The 16,245-nt window shown below is 71.3% G+C and carries 19 protein-coding genes and 8 pseudogenes; 14 read left to right on the forward strand and 13 right to left on the reverse strand.

Features of this window, described 5'->3' with window-relative positions; all coding sequences use genetic code 11:
- Window positions 1-21: 21 nt before the first annotated feature.
- From LP418_RS24320 to LP418_RS24335, 4 genes are all read left to right on the forward strand, one after another.
- Window positions 22-600, forward strand: coding sequence for a DUF5998 family protein (locus tag LP418_RS24320; protein WP_257954025.1), 579 nt, complete (start codon window positions 22-24; stop codon window positions 598-600).
- Complete coding sequence (locus tag LP418_RS24325) at window positions 597-1,691, forward strand: alkaline phosphatase family protein (protein ID WP_257954026.1); 1,095 nt, start codon at window positions 597-599, stop codon at window positions 1,689-1,691. Before LP418_RS24320 ends, LP418_RS24325 begins: the two co-directional genes overlap by 4 nt.
- Window positions 1,692-1,892: 201 nt before the next feature.
- Window positions 1,893-2,027 (forward strand): hypothetical protein, encoded by a 135-nt coding sequence (locus LP418_RS24330; protein ID WP_257954027.1) that lies wholly within the window; start codon window positions 1,893-1,895, stop codon window positions 2,025-2,027.
- Between the two features lie 49 nt (window positions 2,028-2,076).
- Complete coding sequence (locus tag LP418_RS24335; protein WP_257954028.1) at window positions 2,077-2,667, forward strand: hypothetical protein; 591 nt, start codon at window positions 2,077-2,079, stop codon at window positions 2,665-2,667.
- Here LP418_RS24335 and LP418_RS24340 read toward each other — a convergent pair.
- Both LP418_RS24340 and LP418_RS24345 read right to left on the reverse strand, forming a co-directional pair.
- Entirely contained in the window at window positions 2,664-3,317 is a 654-nt protein-coding gene (locus tag LP418_RS24340; protein WP_257954029.1) for a thymidine kinase, read from the reverse strand. The genes LP418_RS24335 and LP418_RS24340 overlap by 4 nt on opposite strands.
- 14 nt (window positions 3,318-3,331) lie before the next feature.
- On the reverse strand, window positions 3,332-3,616 hold the full coding sequence (locus LP418_RS24345) for a hypothetical protein (protein WP_257954030.1): 285 nt from the start codon (window positions 3,614-3,616) through the stop codon (window positions 3,332-3,334).
- Window positions 3,617-3,798: 182 nt separating this feature from the next.
- Here LP418_RS24345 and LP418_RS24350 point away from each other — a divergent pair, with 182 nt between their 5' ends.
- Window positions 3,799-4,605 carry a sulfurtransferase gene (locus tag LP418_RS24350; protein ID WP_257954031.1) on the forward strand — a complete coding sequence of 269 codons (807 nt, stop codon included), beginning with the start codon at window positions 3,799-3,801 and terminating at the stop codon, window positions 4,603-4,605.
- A 91-nt stretch (window positions 4,606-4,696) separates the two neighbouring features.
- Here LP418_RS24350 and LP418_RS24355 read toward each other — a convergent pair whose 3' ends face one another.
- The 6 genes and pseudogenes from LP418_RS24355 to sepH (LP418_RS34455) form a co-directional block, all read right to left on the reverse strand.
- Window positions 4,697-5,431, reverse strand: a complete 735-nt coding sequence (locus LP418_RS24355) for an MOSC domain-containing protein (RefSeq protein ID WP_257954032.1) — start codon at window positions 5,429-5,431, stop codon at window positions 4,697-4,699.
- A 97-nt stretch (window positions 5,432-5,528) separates the two neighbouring features.
- The gene (locus LP418_RS34450) at window positions 5,529-6,860 is read right to left on the reverse strand and encodes an SDR family NAD(P)-dependent oxidoreductase (protein WP_442940316.1); all 1,332 of its coding nucleotides are present in this window, start codon (window positions 6,858-6,860) and stop codon (window positions 5,529-5,531) included.
- Between the two features lie 139 nt (window positions 6,861-6,999).
- A pseudogene (locus LP418_RS24370) lies at window positions 7,000-7,188 on the reverse strand (SDR family oxidoreductase); the annotation flags it as partial.
- Window positions 7,185-7,532, reverse strand: coding sequence for an SDR family oxidoreductase (locus LP418_RS24375; RefSeq protein ID WP_257954034.1), 348 nt, complete (start codon window positions 7,530-7,532; stop codon window positions 7,185-7,187). The pseudogene LP418_RS24370 and the gene LP418_RS24375, both read right to left, overlap by 4 nt.
- 47 nt (window positions 7,533-7,579) lie before the next feature.
- Window positions 7,580-8,359: a septation protein SepH gene (sepH, locus tag LP418_RS24380; protein ID WP_442939999.1), complete on the reverse strand. Its 780-nt coding sequence runs from the start codon at window positions 8,357-8,359 to the stop codon at window positions 7,580-7,582.
- Window positions 8,340-8,558, reverse strand: a pseudogene (gene sepH, locus LP418_RS34455) (septation protein SepH); the annotation flags it as partial. The gene sepH (LP418_RS24380) and the pseudogene sepH (LP418_RS34455), both read right to left, overlap by 20 nt.
- Window positions 8,559-8,676: 118 nt before the next feature.
- On the opposite strand from sepH (LP418_RS34455), the gene LP418_RS24385 reads away from it, so the two are divergent.
- Window positions 8,677-9,315 carry a trimeric intracellular cation channel family protein gene (locus tag LP418_RS24385; RefSeq protein ID WP_257954036.1) on the forward strand — a complete coding sequence of 213 codons (639 nt, stop codon included), beginning with the start codon at window positions 8,677-8,679 and terminating at the stop codon, window positions 9,313-9,315.
- A gap of 3 nt (window positions 9,316-9,318) precedes the next feature.
- On the opposite strand, the gene LP418_RS34460 is transcribed toward LP418_RS24385, so the two are convergent.
- The 3 genes and pseudogenes from LP418_RS34460 to LP418_RS34465 all read right to left on the reverse strand — a co-directional run.
- Window positions 9,319-9,387, reverse strand: coding sequence for a hypothetical protein (locus LP418_RS34460; RefSeq protein ID WP_442940317.1), 69 nt, complete (start codon window positions 9,385-9,387; stop codon window positions 9,319-9,321).
- Complete coding sequence (locus LP418_RS24390; protein ID WP_257957169.1) at window positions 9,380-9,784, reverse strand: D-arabinono-1,4-lactone oxidase; 405 nt, start codon at window positions 9,782-9,784, stop codon at window positions 9,380-9,382. The genes LP418_RS34460 and LP418_RS24390 overlap by 8 nt, the downstream gene beginning before the upstream one ends.
- Window positions 9,785-9,839: 55 nt before the next feature.
- A pseudogene (locus tag LP418_RS34465) lies at window positions 9,840-10,670 on the reverse strand (FAD-binding protein); the annotation flags it as partial.
- Between LP418_RS34465 and LP418_RS24400 the strand changes: the two are divergent.
- The 3 genes and pseudogenes from LP418_RS24400 to LP418_RS24410 all read left to right on the forward strand — a co-directional run bounded on the left by LP418_RS24400 (window position 10,669) and on the right by LP418_RS24410 (window position 13,041).
- On the forward strand, window positions 10,669-11,769 hold the full coding sequence (locus LP418_RS24400) for a ferrochelatase (protein ID WP_257954038.1): 1,101 nt from the start codon (window positions 10,669-10,671) through the stop codon (window positions 11,767-11,769). The pseudogene LP418_RS34465 and the gene LP418_RS24400 overlap by 2 nt on opposite strands.
- A gap of 204 nt (window positions 11,770-11,973) precedes the next feature.
- Window positions 11,974-12,596, forward strand: a pseudogene (locus tag LP418_RS24405) (inositol monophosphatase family protein).
- A 153-nt stretch (window positions 12,597-12,749) separates the two neighbouring features.
- Window positions 12,750-13,041 (forward strand): annotated as a pseudogene (locus LP418_RS24410) (DUF4193 domain-containing protein).
- Between the two features lie 72 nt (window positions 13,042-13,113).
- Here the strand turns inward: LP418_RS24410 and LP418_RS24415 are convergent.
- Window positions 13,114-13,434 (reverse strand): DUF4235 domain-containing protein, encoded by a 321-nt coding sequence (locus tag LP418_RS24415; RefSeq protein ID WP_257954039.1) that lies wholly within the window; start codon window positions 13,432-13,434, stop codon window positions 13,114-13,116.
- 10 nt (window positions 13,435-13,444) lie between these two features.
- On the reverse strand, window positions 13,445-13,888 hold the full coding sequence (locus tag LP418_RS24420; RefSeq protein ID WP_257954040.1) for a DUF3093 domain-containing protein: 444 nt from the start codon (window positions 13,886-13,888) through the stop codon (window positions 13,445-13,447).
- A 13-nt stretch (window positions 13,889-13,901) separates the two neighbouring features.
- Here LP418_RS24420 and dut point away from each other — a divergent pair.
- From dut to LP418_RS24445, 5 genes and pseudogenes are all read left to right on the forward strand, one after another.
- Window positions 13,902-14,403, forward strand: a pseudogene (gene dut, locus LP418_RS24425) (dUTP diphosphatase).
- A 51-nt stretch (window positions 14,404-14,454) separates the two neighbouring features.
- Window positions 14,455-14,727 (forward strand): annotated as a pseudogene (locus tag LP418_RS34470) (DUF3710 domain-containing protein); the annotation flags it as partial.
- Between the two features lie 67 nt (window positions 14,728-14,794).
- Window positions 14,795-15,115 carry a DUF3710 domain-containing protein gene (locus LP418_RS24435; protein ID WP_257957170.1) on the forward strand — a complete coding sequence of 107 codons (321 nt, stop codon included), beginning with the start codon at window positions 14,795-14,797 and terminating at the stop codon, window positions 15,113-15,115.
- A gap of 40 nt (window positions 15,116-15,155) precedes the next feature.
- Window positions 15,156-15,489, forward strand: a pseudogene (locus tag LP418_RS24440) (OB-fold nucleic acid binding domain-containing protein).
- A 62-nt stretch (window positions 15,490-15,551) separates the two neighbouring features.
- The gene (locus LP418_RS24445) at window positions 15,552-16,211 is read left to right on the forward strand and encodes a DUF3159 domain-containing protein (protein ID WP_257957171.1); all 660 of its coding nucleotides are present in this window, start codon (window positions 15,552-15,554) and stop codon (window positions 16,209-16,211) included.
- Window positions 16,212-16,245: the final 34 nt, after the last annotated feature.

Consider the following 16,245-nt stretch of genomic DNA (forward strand, 5'->3'; position numbering starts at 1 on the left):
CCTGCGTGACAGACTGCGCCCATGCGCAGCAAGACGTCCGACACCGGACCAGCGGGAGACCTCAGGCGGGCCATCGACCACACCGGCTACTACCCCGAGGTCGTCTCCGACGGAGTGTTCTCGGCGGTGGGCGGCGAGGAGCTGGTGGCGTACTACCTGCACCACGAGCCGACGTTCGACCGCGACGAGGTGCGCCGCCATCTCACGGTCGCGGTGCTGACGCCGACGCGGTTGATCCCGGCGCACACCGACGAGCACCCCGGTGACGACCTGCTGCCCGACCCGTACACCTCGACCTCCACCGAGGCGGTCTCGCTGACCACGATCCGCTCGGTCGTGGTCACCCGGATGATCGCCAACCCCACGGCCGGCCCGTCCTCGCCCGCCGAGGCGGTCGTGACCGTCGGCTGGGGTGGCGTCGGTCGAGTCGACCTCGAGCCGGCCGGCTGCGCCGACCCCGAGTGCGACGCCGACCACGGCTACACCGGCGTCATCGCCGGCGACGACTTCTCCCTGCGCGTCTCCGCGGCGGCCGACGGCGGCGACGCGGTCGGCAAGCTGCTGGGCTTCGCCGAGGCGCTGTCCTCCCTGACCCGGTGAGCGACCTCGGCTTCCAGCTTCCGGCGTACGGCGAACGGTCGCTCGGCGACGTCGTGCCGGCCGTCGCCCGCGCTCTTGGAGTGGACGCCGGGGTCGCCGGTGCCGCGCCGACGGAGCTGGTCCTGCCCGACGCTGCGGCGTACGTCGTCTTCCTGATCGACGGCCTCGGCTCGGAGCTGCTCCGGCGCTACGGCCACGTCGCGCCCTTCCTGTCGTCGCTCGTCGAGGGCGGCGCCGTGGGCACAGCAGGTGTCCCGTCGACCACGGCCACCAGCCTGACGTCCTTCGGCACGGGGCTGGTCCCCGGTGCGCACGGGCTGATCGGCTACACCGCCCGGATCCCCGGCACCGACCGGTTGATCAACCACCTCAGCTGGGACAAGCAGGTCGACCCGCTGGTCTGGCAGCCGCACCCCACCGCTTTCGCCCGGCTGACCGCGGCGGGCGTGCACGTCGCCGTCGTCAACAAGCGCGAGTTCGGCGGCTCCGGCCTGACCGTTGCCGCCCACCGTGGCGCGACCTACATCGGCGCCGACCGCGTCGGTGAGCGGATCGCGGCGATGGTCGACGCGGCGACGTACGCACCCTCGCTGACGTACGTCTACGACTCCGACCTCGACTGGACCGGCCACAAGTTCGGCGTCGCCTCGACGCAGTGGCTCCAGCAGCTCGCCATGGTCGACGCGGAGGCGGAGCAGATGCGCGACGCGCTGCCACACTCCGTGCGGCTGGTGGTGGTGGCCGATCACGGGATGGTCGACTCCGAGCTCTCCTCGCGCGTCGACGTCGACGACGTCCCGGAGCTGCGTGACGGCGTGGCACTGCTGGGCGGCGAGGCACGGTTCCGGCACCTCTACTGCTCGCGCGGGTCGGTCGACAACGTGGTCGCGACGTGGCGCGAGGTGCTGGGCGACAAGTCGCTGGTGCTGACCGCGACGACGCCGTCGCGCGTGGCTGGTTCGGCGAGGTCTCGCCGGGCGTGCTGCCCCGCGTCGGCGACGTGCTGGTCGCGTGCCGCGGTGATGCCGCGATCGTCTCGACGGTCGACTTCCCCTACGAGAAGAAGCTGGTCGGCCTGCACGGCTCGCTGACACCGGCCGAGATGCTGATCCCCATTCTCGTCAGCTGACGGGGCCACTATGGTCGTCGCGTGTCGATGACCGTGAACGAACGACTCGACCGCTACCGCGCCGAGGGCCTCGCGGAGGTCGAGGGCTGGTTCGAGCCCGAGTCGGCCGAGGTGATGGCCTCGCTGCTCGTCCACCAGCTGTCACTCGGCTCTGGGCGGCGGGGTGGCCGAGATCGGCGTCCACCACGGCCGGTCCTTCCTGTTGCTGGCCAACGGGCTGGCGGCGGGGGAGCCCGCCGTCGCCCCGGACGTGTTCGAGCACCGGGGAGCAGAACGCCGACCACTCGGGCAAGGGTGACCGCTCCCGCTTCGAGCAGAACCTCGCGCGCTGGGCGCCGTCCGTCTCGGTGGCGATCGTCGCGTCCTCGAGCCTCGACGTCACCGTGGCCGGGGCGCGTGAGGTCTTCGGCCGGCCGCGAATGTTCTCGGTCGACGGCGGCCACACCGCCGAGATCACGCGGCACGACCTCCTCCCCGGCCGAGGCCAGCGTCGCCGAGGGTGGGGTGGTCGTCCTCGACGACCTGCTCAACGGCCACTGGCTGGGCGTCCTGACCGGGACCGCGACCTACCTCCTCGACGAGCCGGGGCTCGTGCCGTTCCTTCGCTGTCGCCCAACAAGCTCTACCTCACCGACGGGCCGGACGCCGCCGCCAGCTACGCCGGCCACCTCCGCTCCGCCCTGCCCGACCTGCTCGGCAAGCGCGACGTCGAGTTCTTCGGGACGACCATCGACGTCTACGGCCGGGGTGCGCCCCGGCACGCCAACGGTCGTCCGGCCGGGCCCGTTCCGGAGGTACGCCGTGCGCGGGCCGCCGCCCGCCGGGCTCGTCGCGAGGTCGCGGACCTGACCGACCAGCTCGCCGCCGTACGCACCTCTGCGTCGTGGCGCGCGACCGCGCCGTTGCGCGGCCCGGGCAGGCTGGTCAGGCGCTCCTAACCGAAGGGCAGGGGCTCGGGTGCCAGCGAGACGGCCTTGGCGCGCGCCGCCGTCAGGTTGCGGCGGTGGTGCTGGCGGCAGAGCACCTCGTAGGCCACGTGCGCCGGCGGCTCATCGGCGGCCTCGACGTCACCGACCACGACGACGTCACCCTCGGTGACCATCACCCCGTCCTCGGTGCGGGCGTTGTGGGTGGCCCGCTTGCCGCACCAGCACAGGGCCTCGACACGGAGCACGTTCATCCGGTCGGCGACCTCGACGAGGCGGCGGCTGCCCGGGAAGAGCTGGGTGCGGAAGTCGGTGAGGATGCCGAACGCGAAGACGTCGATCTGCAGCTCGTCGACGACCTTGGCCAGCTGGTCGATCTGGTCGGGCGTGTAGAACTGGGCCTCGTCGCAGATCAGGTAGTCGATCCGGCCGCCGGCGGTCAGCGACGAGACGACGTAGCGCCAGAAGTCGAAGTCGGGTGCGACCTCGAGGGCGTCGTGCGTCAGCCCGAGGCGGCTGGAGAGAACCGCCCGGCCGGCCCGGTCGTGGCTGGTGAAGATCCGCCCGACGCGACCGCGCGCGGCGTGGTTGTGGTTGGTCTGCAGCGCCGGGGTCGACTTGCCGCTGTCCATGGTGCCGGTGAAGAAATGCAGTTCAGCCACGAGGCGAGATCTTGTCACATCTCGCGGCTGCTCCTGCGCGCCAGCCACGCGCCGATGGCCCAGTGCAGCACCAGGTTGACCGGGGCAGTAGCGGCCGGGAAGAAGAAGGACCGGGCGCTGGGACAGGTGCCGTTCAGTAGCGGCCACGACCACGGCAGCCCCGCAGCGCCGGTCGCCATGATTCCCAACCCGGCGCCGATGTTGGCGTCGGGTGTCGCATAGATCGTGATTGACGCGACGTAGTAGGGCACCACGAGGACGATGAACGTGGCATGGAGGCCGAGCAGCAGTTTTCGCATGCGTCTGACTGTTGTGTCGCCGCCATTCGCGGTCATGAGCACGACTGCTCAGGGCCGGGGGCCACAACCGACGGTTTGAGTGCTCGCAGCCCGGTGTGTCGATTCCGAGCGCGTGCGTGTCGCGCGCTTCTGTCGCGTTGAGTGGCCCCTCGCGTGGATGTCAGCGGCGCTACGGTTGCCCTGTGAGTTCACCGCTGATCTCGGTCTCCGAGCTGTCCGCTCTGCTCGGCACGGTCACGCTCCCGGACGTGCGCTACCGGATGGGCGGACCGACGGGTCGCGACGAGTTCTCCGCAGGCCACGTCCCCACTGCGGCGTACGTCGACATGGACACGCAGCTCTCGAGCGCTCCCGGCGACCCGGTGGACGAGAGGGGCCGCCACCCGCTGCCCGACCCGGACGTGTTCCTCGCGGCCATGCGCGCCTCCGGGGTGAGCGCCGACGTGCCGGTGGTGGTCTATGACGACTGGCAGGGACGAGCCGCCGGACGAGCGTGGTGGCTGCTGCGCGACTACGGCCACCCGGACGTGCGGGTGCTGGACGGCGGCTGGACGGCGTGGGTCGAGGCCGGGGGCTCGGTCTCGACGGAGAACGAGCCCCCGGTGGTCGGTGACTTCGAGGGGAGACCCGGCACGTTGCGCGTCGTGGACGCGTCGAACGTTGCCGACGTTGAGGTGCTGGTCGACGCCCGCGCCCCTGAGCGCTACCGCGGTGACGTGGAGCCGATCGACCCGGTCGCCGGGCACATTCCCGGCGCGGTCAACGTCGACACGTCGCGCAACCCGGCGCCCGACGGCACCTTCTGGTCGGCGGACGAGCTCCGCGACCTCTATGCGTCCGTCGGCGCCGTACCGGGCGCTGATGTCGCTGCCTATTGCGGCTCCGGCGTCACCGCGACCCACGACCTGCTGGCCCTCGCGGTCGCCGGCGTGGACGCGGCGCTCTACCCGGGGAGCTGGTCGGGATTCGTGGCGCGACCCGCTCGGTAGTCCAGTGGCAGATGGCTGACAGATTGATCATCAGGCAGCCATCTGCCACTGGACTACTGCGGGGGGCATTGCTTGACCGACGGTCACGGCGTCAGGAGACCTCGACGGCCTCGCCCACACTGATCCGGCCGGTGGACCCGGGGACCAGGTGGATCGCGAACATCGTCTTGTGGTCGAACAGCCGGTGTCGGGCCAGTGTGCGGATCGGCTCCTTGCCGGTCATCAGCGAGGCCAGGTCGATGGTCGTCATCACGCACCGGTCGGTCGGCTTCGCGACCCGGAACCGGACATCGCCGATCACGACCGAGGTCCAGTGGTCCTCGCCGAACGGTTCGTCGCCGTCGACGACGAGGTTGGGCCGGAAGCGATCCATCGGCAGGGGAGCGGGCGGCTCCTCGCCCCGCTCCAGCGCCCCCTCGGTGATCCAGTCGTTCAGCTGGCGCAGGGACGACTCGGACGCGATCGTGATCGGATAGCCGTCGGCGTACGCCGTGAAGTCCTCGGGCCGCGAGTGAGCGGGGTTGAGGGTACGGCGCGTGGGGTCGTCGCACCACACGAGCCGGACGTCGTCGCGGCCCAGCGTCTTGCGCACCCGGGCATCCGCCTCCGCGCCGGCCGGGATGCCCTTGAGTTCCTGTGAGTGCACCTTGGTGCGGGTGAGAGAGCCGGTCGGCTCATCGAGCATCAGGTCGGGCAGGTCGGTCGCCCGCAGCCGCAGCGCGGAGCCCAACGAGGGGTCCGTTGCCGGCGTGTCCGGCGTGATCGCGAAGAGGCCGTGCTCCTCCCGGGCGGTGAGCACCACGCCGTCGGCATCGACGACCCCCACGACCGGTCGGTCGCGAGCCCGCCGAAGAGCACGTCCGCCGACGAGACCGGCCGGATCGCCATGCTCTTGACGGGGTGGATGTTGAGCGCCGTGAGTCTCACCAGTGGATCCCCTTGAAGACCTTCGCCAGCATGATCTGCTCGGACTCGCGGGTGCCGCCGTCGGGCGTCTGTCCCTTGGCGGCCGCCGAGTCGGGGAACACGTGGTAGGCCATGTTCAGCAGCCGAAACGCCGCTTTCGGCGCCACCGTGTGTGCGATCGCGCCGACGTTGCCGAGCGCGGTGTTGATCTCGTGCGGCCGGTCGACCATGGCCCGGATGAGGATGTCGGCGGCCCGGGCCGGCGAGATCGTGGGGAACTTGTCGTAGAGCTTGGTCGGAGCGATCATCGGCGTCCGCACCAGTGGCATGTGGATGTTGGTGAAGGTGACGCCGTTGCCGACGACCTCGCTGGCCACGACGTTGGACCACGAGTCGAGGGCGGCCTTCGAGGCGACGTACGCGGAAAAAGCGGGGGATTGGTCTGGACGCCGATGGAGCTGACGTTGACGATGTGGCCGGACTTCTGCTTCTGCATCGCGGGCATCAGCCCCATGATCAGCCGGATCGCACCGAAGTAGTTGAGCTGCATCGTGCGCTCGAAGTCGTGGAAGCGGTCGTAGGAGAGCCGCAGCGACCGGCGGATCGAGCGGCCGGCGTTGTTGATGACGAAGTCGATCGACGGCAGCTCCGCGCTCATCTGCGCGCACAGGGCGTCGATCGCCTCGGAGGTCGGACAGGTCGCACGGGTAGACGTGGGCCTGCCCACCGCGCTGCTCGATCAGCGCCCGGGTCTCCTCGAGCTTGTCCTTGCCGCGAGCGACCAGCACCGGGATGCCGCCGCACTGCGCGACCTTGAGCGCGGTCACCGGGCCGATGCCCGACGATGCGCCGGTGATGACGACGTGCTTGCCCTCGAGAGCCGCGCGGTTGGTCGAGCTGCGACCCGTCGTCTCGTCGAGGTTGTCCTCCCAGTAGCCCCACAGCGTGCGGGCGTAGGACTCCGTGTCGGGCACCGCGATGCCCGAGCCCGCGAGCGCTTCTTCCGTACGGCGAGAGTCGAACACCGCCGTGAAGCTGGTGTGGCCGACGACCTCGGCCGGGATGCCGGCACGCCCGATCGTCTGGTCGAGCAGGAGCTGGATCGGCCCCGAGCGGACCAGTGCGCCCACCATCGTCGAGGGCCGCAGCGGCCGCGGCACCAGCTTGGAGGCCGTGACCCGTCGGTCGATCGGGGTGGCGAAGCGCGGTGCCCCGGCGGCGGCGCAGAACAGGCCGATCGTCTCGACGACCGGCTGCGGCTCGGGGTTGACGAGGTGGAACGCCTCGCCGTCGTGGCCCGGGGCGTGTGCCGGGTGGTCCATCGCCTTGGCGACGTAGTCGACGGGCACGACATTGGTGTCGCCGAGATCGACCCCGACCGGGGGCAGCCGGGCAGGGGAGGTTGTCGCGCAGCAGCTTGAGGACGGGGAAGAAGTAGTAGGGACCGTCGACCTTGTCCATCGCGCCCGTCTCGGAGTGCCCGACCACGATCGCCGGGCGGTAGACCCGCCACGGCACGGTCGACTCGTCACGGACGATCGCCTCGGACTCGTACTTCGTGCGGTGGTAGGGCGACGGCAGGTGCTGTCCCTCGGCGAACATCGTCTCGTCGAAGGTGCCGCGGTAGTCGCCGGCCGCGGCCACGCTGGAGACCCGGTGGAAGCAGCCGGCGCTCACCCGGCCCGCCGGGGGCGAGCGCGTGGCAGGGTGCCGTCGACGTTCATGGCGTCGTTGGTGGCGTCGTCGGCGGTCATGTCGTAGATCGCCGCGAGGTGGAAGAAGTGGTCGATGCTGCCCGCGTTGGCGTCGACCCACGCGGCATCCACGCCCGGGCCGGGCGCGCCGAGGTCGCCCTCCACCGGGATCACCCGGTCGGTGCCCCAGCGCCGGATCAGCGCGTCGATGCGACCGCGCGAGCCCGGGCGGACGAGGACGAAGATGTCCCCCTTGCGGTGGTCGAGGAGCTCCTCGACGAGGTGACGGCCGATGAAGCCCGTGGCTCCCGTGACGAAGTAGGACATGCTCGGAGACTAGTGAAGGACTTCTCCGCTGACGAGGACGAAGATCACTACTTCTCGCCGGGCCCGCCGAACATGATCTCGTCCCAGCTCGGAACAGATGCCCGACCCCGGCCCTTGCGCGCGGGTCGGCGCGAGGGCGGCTCGTCGGCGGCCGGGTCGGTGGGCTGGTCCTCGAGGCTTCGTGACGGTCGCTGCGCGACCTCCTCAACCTCCGAGGTCGCGGCCCGGTCACCCTCCGACGCGTCAGCGGGCTGGTCGTTGTCGAGGAAGGCCTCGACGGGCTGGTCGCTGATCTCCATCGTCGTCTCGGCCGGGTCGGCCTCGTCGGCAACGAGCTCGATGGCGTCCTCGCCCAGCGGCAGCTCGTCGGCGGGTACGGCGTTGAGCCGGCGCGCCCGCGCCTGCTGGAGGTCGTCGCGCGAGGCCTGCGTCGAAGCCGCAGGAGCAGGGCGCACCGCCTCGCCGACCAGCCAGCGGGCGTCCTCGTCCTCGGAGGTGACGAAGTTGCCGCGCATGTCGAAGGCGAAGGTGGCCCTGCCCTTGCGCTGGGGGTGCGGAACTGGCCCGTCAGGGGTCCAGCGGCCGTCCTCACGCCGCCGGGCGTCCCACTCGACGGTGCCGGGATCGATGTTGAATCCGTGCAGGTGCGCGCTGACGGCCTCGCCGAGGGTGCGCGCGCCAGTGTCGCCCGCCTTGCGGCGCAGCGAGGAGGCTCGGGCGCGCTCCGCGACGTGCGCGCGCTCGGCGAGCACGGGCGCGGCGAAGACCATGACCTTCTCGATCGTCGTCTGCGCGGCTCTGGGCCACCGACTCCGCCGTCTCGCCACCGCGGATGCGGGTCTGGATGTCGCGGGGGCGAAGTGCGCTGTCCATCTGAATCTCCAACTGGCCGATGCGGGCGTGTTCGCCGCGGATGGCGGCTCGGAGCGGGGCGTCGATGTCGAGCGTGAACTCGGCACCGTTGTCATCCACCAGCAGCAGGCGCAACCTGTCGTCGCTCAGTCCCGCGAGCGTCAGGTGGGCCATGGATGCTGCACTCCTGCGATGGTGGTCGACACGCCTGTGTCCGGTCCCCACGAGCCTACGCCAGCGCGAGCGTGGAGCCCGGCTACCCGAGCGGCGTGCCTACGGATAGCGTTCACCGGTGATCGCCCTCCCGGACTCGGCCGCCGCCCCGGTCGTACTGGACCTCCTCGGCATCTTCGTCTTCGCCATTTCCGGGGCGCTGGTGGCGGTCCGCAAGGGCTTCGACGTCTTCAGAGTGCTGGTGCTCGCGGGCACGACCGGCCTCGGGGGCGGTTTCCTCCGCGACGTCCTGATCGACGCGACACCGCCTGCGGCACTGGCGGACTGGCGCTACCTGCTCGTGCCGGTCGGAGCCGGGCTGCTCACCTTCGCCTTCCACCCGACGGTGGGACGCCCGGAGCGGGTCGTCAACGTCTTCGACGCGTTCGGGCTGTCGCTCTTCTGCGTCACCGGCGCCCTGAAAGCGGTCGAGTACGGCCTCGGCCCGGTCCCGGCAGCCCTGATGGGCATGGTGACGGGCATCGGCGGCGGCATGGTGCGTGACCTGCTCGCGGGCCGGCCGCCGGACGTCTTCAGCGGCAACCTGTACGCGACGCCCGCCCTCGCAGGGGCCGCGATCGCGGTCGCGCTGGACCGGGCAGGACAACCGTTCGCACTCGTCGCCGCCGCGGGCTTCGGTGTCTGCCCGGTGCTGCGGCTGCTCGCGATCGTGCTCGACATCCGCGCGCCGAAGCCGCGCGGTCCGTCCAGCGTGTAGCGCTCAGGCGCCCAGCACGCGCTCGAGGTAGGGGTTGGCGAACACGCGATGCGGGTCCAGCCGGTCACGCAGGGCGAGGAACTCCCCGAACCGGGGGTAGACCTTGGCCGGGTCGTCGGCCCCCGAGCGTGTGCATCTTGCCCCAGTGCGGGCGTCCGTCGAAGCCGCGCAGCGCCTCCTCGACACCGGCGAAGTACGTCGCGTGGTCGGCCTTCGCCGGCACGTGGAAGGCGAGGTAGAGCGAGTCTCGCCCCGAGGACGTCGAGAGCGTGATGTCGTCGGCGGGCGTCGAGCGGATCTCGATCGGGAAGCCGATGCGCCACGACGACGCGTCGATCACCCGACGCACCTCGCGGAGCGCTTCGAGCCCGACCTCGCGCGGGACGGCGTACTCCATCTCCTTGAACCGGACGCGTCGCGGCGAGGTGAAGACCCGGTGCGAGACGTCGCTGTAGCTGCGCTCGGACAGCGCACGTCCGGGAGACCTGGTTGATCCGGGGCACGGTCCGTGGCGCGCGGGTGCCGACGGCTGTGAGCACGCCGAAGACGGTGTTGGAGAGGAACTCGTCGTCGAGCCAGTGGCGCCAGCGGCTCAGCGGCCGCAGCCCGTCGAGCTCGGCCAACCGGTCGTTGGTCTTCGCCATCACCCGCTCGGTGTGCGGGAACCAGTAGGCGTCGACGTGGTGGTGGTCGCGCGCGAGCTCGTCGTACGTCGACAGCAGCGCGTCCCGGGTCATCGGCCGTTCGTGCGCCTCGAGCGCGAACAGCGGTTCGACCGGGAGCGTGACCTCGGTGAGGATGCCCAGCGCACCCAACCCGACCCGACCCGCGGCGAAGACCTCGGGGAACGACGTGGCCGAGGCGGTGATCTCCTCGCCGTGACCGGTGATCATCGTGAAGGCCGCGATCTGCGCCGAAAGGGAGGCGACGGTGCCACCGGTGCCGTGGGTGCCGGTCGAGGTGGCGCCGGCGATCGTCTGCTCCGCGATGTCGCCCATGTTGTGCAGGGAGAGACCGAGCCGGCCGAGCTCGGCGTTGAGGACGTGCAGCGGGGTGCCGGCCAGCACGGACACGGTCATGGCGTCACGGTCGACCGAGGTGATGCCGGAGAAGTGGTCGGGGCGCAGCATGGTGTCGACCGGCGCCGAGATGCCGGTGAAGCTGTGGCCGGTGCCGACCATCTTCACGGTTCCGCGGTGCGCGACGGCGCCCTCGATCTCCCGCACGATCTGCCCGGTCGAGTCCGGCGCGACGATCCTGCGCGGCTCGGCGGTTTCGGTGCCTGCCCAGTTCGTCCACGGAGCCATGGGGAGCAGGGTAGTGACGCTCGGGGCCATCACTAGGCTGACACCCATGTTTTCCTCGACCGGTCCAGACGTGTCGCCGTACGACGCGCTCCTGCTGCTGTCCTTCGGTGGACCGGAGAAGCCGGCCGACGTCGTGCCGTTCCCGGAGAACGTCACCCGCGGCCGGGGAATCCCGCGCGAACGGCTCGAGGAGGTGGGCGAGCACTACTTCCTGTTCGGGGGGCGCAGCCCGATCAACGACCAGAACCGTGCGCTGCTCGCGGCGATCCGCGAAGACCTCGCCGGCAGCGGGATCGACCTCCCGGTCTACTGGGGCAACCGCAACTGGGACCCCTATCTCGTCGACACGCTCACTCAGATGCGCGAGGACGGCATCACCCGCGCGGCGGTGCTGACCACGTCGGCGTACTCCTCCTACTCCTCGTGCCGGCAGTACCGCGAGAACCTCGCCGATGCCGTGGCGGCCGTCGAGGGGGCGCCGCGACTCGACCGGCTGCGGCAGTACTTCAACCACCCCGGCTTCGTGGAGCCGGTCGTGGACGCGACCACGGCCGGGCTCGCCGAGCTGCCCGACAACGTGCGCGAGCGGGCTGAGCTGGTGTTCGTCACCCACTCGATCCCCACCGAGATGGCCGAGACGAGCGGGCCGGACGGGGACGGCTACGTCCGCCAGCACCTGAGCGTGGCAGCCGAGGTCACGTCGCGAGTCCGTCAGGAGACGGGGCGCCACCACGGGCACGACACGGTCTTCTGCTCACGCTCGGGCTCACCCCGCACGCCATGGCTCGAGCCCGACGTCAACGACCACCTCGCCACCCTCGCCAAGGCGGGCGCCCGCGCCGTGGTGCTGGTGCCCGTGGGCTTCGTCTCCGACCACATGGAGGTCATCTACGACCTCGACACCGAGGCCCTCGCCACGGCCGAGAAGCTCGGGCTCGAGGCGATCCGAGTGGCGACGCCGGGGGTCGATCCCCGATTCGTGGCGATGGTGCGCGACCTGCTGGTCGAGCGGGCGGCCGCCGAGCGCGACGAGCCTGTGGAGCGGGCGGCCGTCGGCGACATGGTCGCCCGGCCGGAGGTCTGCGCCGTGGGCTGCTGCCCCAACCCCCGCGGTGAACGACCGGCCCTGTGCGGGCTGGACGCGTGAACGCCGCGATCGGCGCCGGGCTGCGTGACCTCGCCCTCGACGTCGCCCGTGAGGCGGTGGCCCTCGCCCGCGAGATGCGTGATGGCGGGATCGCCGTCGCGGACACCAAGTCGAGTGCCGTCGACGTCGTCACCGCCGCCGACCGCGCGTGCGAGGAGCTGATCCGCGAGCGGATCCTCGCGGTCCCGCCCCGACGACGCGATCATGGGGGAGGAGGGGGAGGACCACCCCGGCACCAGCGGGGTGCGCTGGATCGTCGACCCGATCGACGGCACGGTCAACTACCTCTACGGCCTGCCGGACTGGGCCGTGTCGATCGCGGCCGAGGTCCGGGGCCCGGACGGTGCGGACGTCGTGGCCGGCGTCGTGGTCAACGGCTCGACGGGTGTTGCCTACGCCGCAGCGCGGGGGCGGGCGCGACCCGGGACGGCCGGCCCATCGCCGTACGCCCGACGCCACCGCTCGCCGAGCGGCTCGTGCTCACCGGATTCGGCTATCGCAGCGACGTCCGCGCCCACCAGGCCGCCTGCGTGGCGGCCCTGCTTCCGCACGTGCGCGACATCCGGCGCATGGGCTCGTGCGCCCTCGACCTGTGCCACGTCGCCGACAGCAGCGGTGACGCCTACGTCGAGGAGGGACCGCAGCCGTGGGACTACAGCGCGGGTGGCCTGATCCTCTCGGAGGCCGGTGGCCGGTTCGGCGTGCTGGCCGGACGCCTCCACGAGAGCGTGCCCGACGCGCCGGAGAACGCCCTCCTCGTGGGTGCTCCCGCGGACGGATGGGACACCTTCCTCGATGCCCTGCGCGAGACCGGATTTCTCGCCTGAGACAGGCGGGAATACGAGGCCGTCATCCCCTGTTCACGGGACTGTCCGGGTCCGCCGTAGCGGGCGGGACGTTCATGGTGCACAATCTGGCGCCGACGAGCATGACGAGGGCCAACACCCATGGCCCTCGTGTTGATGGTGAGAGGGACGAAGATGGCTACTGACTACGACGCGCCACGCAAGACCGAGGAAGACCAGAGCGAAGAGAGCATCGAAGAGCTCAAGGCGCGCCGCCACGACAAGAACTCGGGCAAGGTCGACGAGGACGAGACCGAGGCTGCCGAGTCGTTCGAGCTGCCCGGCGCCGACCTGTCGCACGAGGAGCTCGCCGTCGAGGTGATGCCCACGCAGGAGGACGAGTTCACCTGCATGAGCTGCTTCCCCGGTGCACCACCGCTCGCAGCTCGCAGACGCGAAGAAGCAGATCTGCCGCGACTGCGCCTGAGCGCTCGGACAAGCAACGAGGCCGCGTCCCCTGTCGGGGGACGCGGCCTCGAGCGTTTGTCGGCGGACCCGGTCAGGTCGTGGGGGCCGGAGCCCGGTCGGCCGCCCGGGCGTCCTTCTGGAGCGGTGCGGGCAGGTGCCCGGTGGAGCGCGCGTAGTAGCTGGCGGCGCGACGGGTGGCGAACATCCCGGCCAGTGCGACGAACGTGCCGCTCGCAGCGGCCCACGCCACGGCCTCCCACAGGTCGACATCGGGGTCGGCCGGGTTGGCGGGCGGGTTCTTGCCGGTGGCGGCGCGCCACGTCGTGTTGAGGCCCTTCTTCGCGACCGCGGCTGCCCCGAGGGCGGCGACGAGCGAGAAGGCAGACCATGCCTTGCTGGAATCAGATGCCATGTCTCTCACCCTACCGATCGGACTTGGCGAGGGCGGCGGCGAGCGCGTCGGGTCGGCGCGAGCTGATCAACCAGTACGGCGCCGGGTCGCTCGGGTCCGTGATGTCGACGCGCACACCGCGCTTGAGATAGGGCCGCAGCAGCAGGAACGCGTGTGCGTCGGCGTCGCGGCCGGCCCGGAGCCGCATCGCGTCCGCGTCGAGCGCGGTCACGGCGCCGACGTGCGTGGTCGAGATGTGGGCGCGTCCGGCCCGGAGCACCTCGCTGTCGACGGAGATGCGGGCGGCGCCGTACGACACGAAGAGGGCGACCATCAGCGCCACCGCCAGTCCGGTCACGGTCCACGCGACGGATCCGGGCACGGCGACCACCGGGGCCAGCCACAAGGTGGCGACCAGCATCGTCCCCTGCACCCACCAGCGCAGCGGCACGCTCAGCCGTTCCGCGAAGTCCACGTCGCAGAGGCCTATGGGGACGCCGTGGCGTCGGTGGTGGCGGGTAGATTCACCGCCCGTGCCCGACCACGATCTCGACGTAGCCATCGTCCGTCTCGACCCGGACCTGCCGTTGCCTTCCTACGCACACCCGGGCGACGCCGGCGCGGACCTGCACTCCACGATCGACGTGCGCCTGCTGCCGCACGAGCGCGTTGGTGCCGACCGGCATCTCGATCGCCCTGCCGCCCGGGTTCGTCGCGCTCATCCACCCGCGCTCCGGGCTGGCGGCGAGGCACGGCCTCTCGATCGTCAACACCCCCGGCACCGTCGACGCCGGATATCGCGGCGAGATCAAGGTGCTGCTGATCAACCACGACCACGAGCGGCCGGTGAGCATCGAGCGCGGCGACCGGATCGCGCAGCTCGTCATCCAGCGGTTCTGAACGTGCCCGGTTCGTGGAGGTCGACGCACTGCCGGAGTCCGTGCGTGGCGCGGGGGTTACGGTTCTACCGGTGGCTTCGCGCCCGTCTGAGTGGCGCGCCCGCCACCCCTATTTCTTGTGCACCACGAATGGAGTGATCACGTGAAGTTCCGCCGCAAGTCGGAGCCCACCTCCGAGTCGACCCCGGACCCGAGCGACGACGCAGCGCAGGCTGCGGCCGGGACTCCTGCGGAGTCGCGCACGGACGGTCCATTCGACGAGTCACAGGTCGCCGGCGACGGCGTCGCGCGCGTCGACCTCGGTTCCCTGCTGATCGCCCCCAGCGAGGGCCGCGAGCTGCGGCTCCCGGTCGACGAGAAGTCCGGCAACGTCCGGGCGGTCATGGTGACCGGCCGGGACGGCGCTCTGGAGATCCAGCCGTTCGCCGCGCCCCGCAACGGCGACCTCTGGGGCACCGTGCGCCCGCAGATCCGAGGCCGACATCACCGGTCGCGGCGGTCAGGCCGAGGAGCGCGAGGGCCGGTTCGGCACCGAGCTCGTCTGCCGTGTCCCGGTGAAGAAGCCCGACGGCTCCGTGGGCCTCCAGCCCTCGCGCATCATCGGCATCAACGGCGAGCGGTGGATGCTGCGGGCCTCCTTCATGGGCCGACCCGCCCCGGAGCCGGACTCGGCGCAGGACTGGGAGGACGTCCCGGCCACGGTGGTCGTACGTCGAGGCGCCGGCGCCATGCCGGTCGGCGAGCCGATCCCGGCGACCCTGCCCGACCCGGGCCCGACGGGTCCAGTGAGCCACCGTGGGTGAGAAGCCTCCGGGCGACAACAGGAGCCGGCTGAGACGGAGCCTGTCCCGTTGGGCCGACAGCGGTGAGGCGCACGCCCGCGACCTCCGCGCGGCCTACGCGACGGCCGCCGACGTGACCATCGCCGAGGCGCCGGACCGCGAGCGGGTGAGTCTCCGGGGCACGATCAAGACCGTGACGCTGCGCCCGCGCGGCGGCGTACCCCGCCCTCGAGGCGGAGCTGGAGGACGGCAGTGGGGTCATCACCATCGTCTGGCTCGGCCGGCGGCGCATCGCCGGGATCGGTCCCGGGCGCGCGATGCGCGTCGAGGGCCGCATCGGCTCCACGACCGGTCACCGGGTGTTGTTCAACCCGCGCTACGAGCTGATCCCGTGAGCGGCCCGGTGACAGAACCCGCGCGGTCCGCGACCCCCGCTTCCGTCGAGACCGTCGAGGCGGTGGTCCGCCGCCAGCTCTCCCGGGCGCTCGGTGGGCGCCGGGGCATGATCGAGGCCGCCGTCCCCACCATCACCTTCACGATCCTGTGGCTGACGACGCGCGAGCTGCAGCTCGCCCTCGCGGTCAGCCTGTCGGCGGCCGTGGTGCTGCTGGTGATCCGGGTCGTGCAGCGCTCGAGCGTGCAGTTCGTGGTCAACGCCATGGTCGGCATCGGCATCGGCTGGCTGTTCGTGGCGCGGTCCGCGGCGGGCGGTGGCAGCGAGCAGGAGCAGGCACTGGCCTATTTCCTGCCCGGGATCCTCTACAACTCCGGCTACACCGTGGTGCTGGGGCTGACCTGCCTGATCGGCTGGCCGGTGGTCGGCTTCATGGTCGGCAGCGTCACCGGTGACCCGACCGCCCGGCACCGGGACAAGCAGATCGTGAAGCTCTGCACGCGGCTGACGTGGCTGCTGGTGCTGCCCTGCGTGCTGCGGGTCGCGATCCGGGCGCCGATCTGGCTGGCCGGCAACTCCGGCTCCATGGACGCCGACACCGCGGTCGCGATCCCGGGCGTGCTCAAGATCGTGCTCGGCTGGCCCCTCCAGCTCGCCGCCCTCGGCGCGATGGTGTGGGTGCTGGCACGCAACCACACGCCGATGATCGAACCTGTCGCCTGAGCCTCGGTTTCGACACGCTCGCTGCGCTCGCTGC

The sequence above is a fragment of the Nocardioides sp. B-3 genome, assembly GCF_024703895.1.
In the GTDB taxonomy this organism is placed as follows: Bacteria; Actinomycetota; Actinomycetes; order Propionibacteriales; family Nocardioidaceae; genus Nocardioides.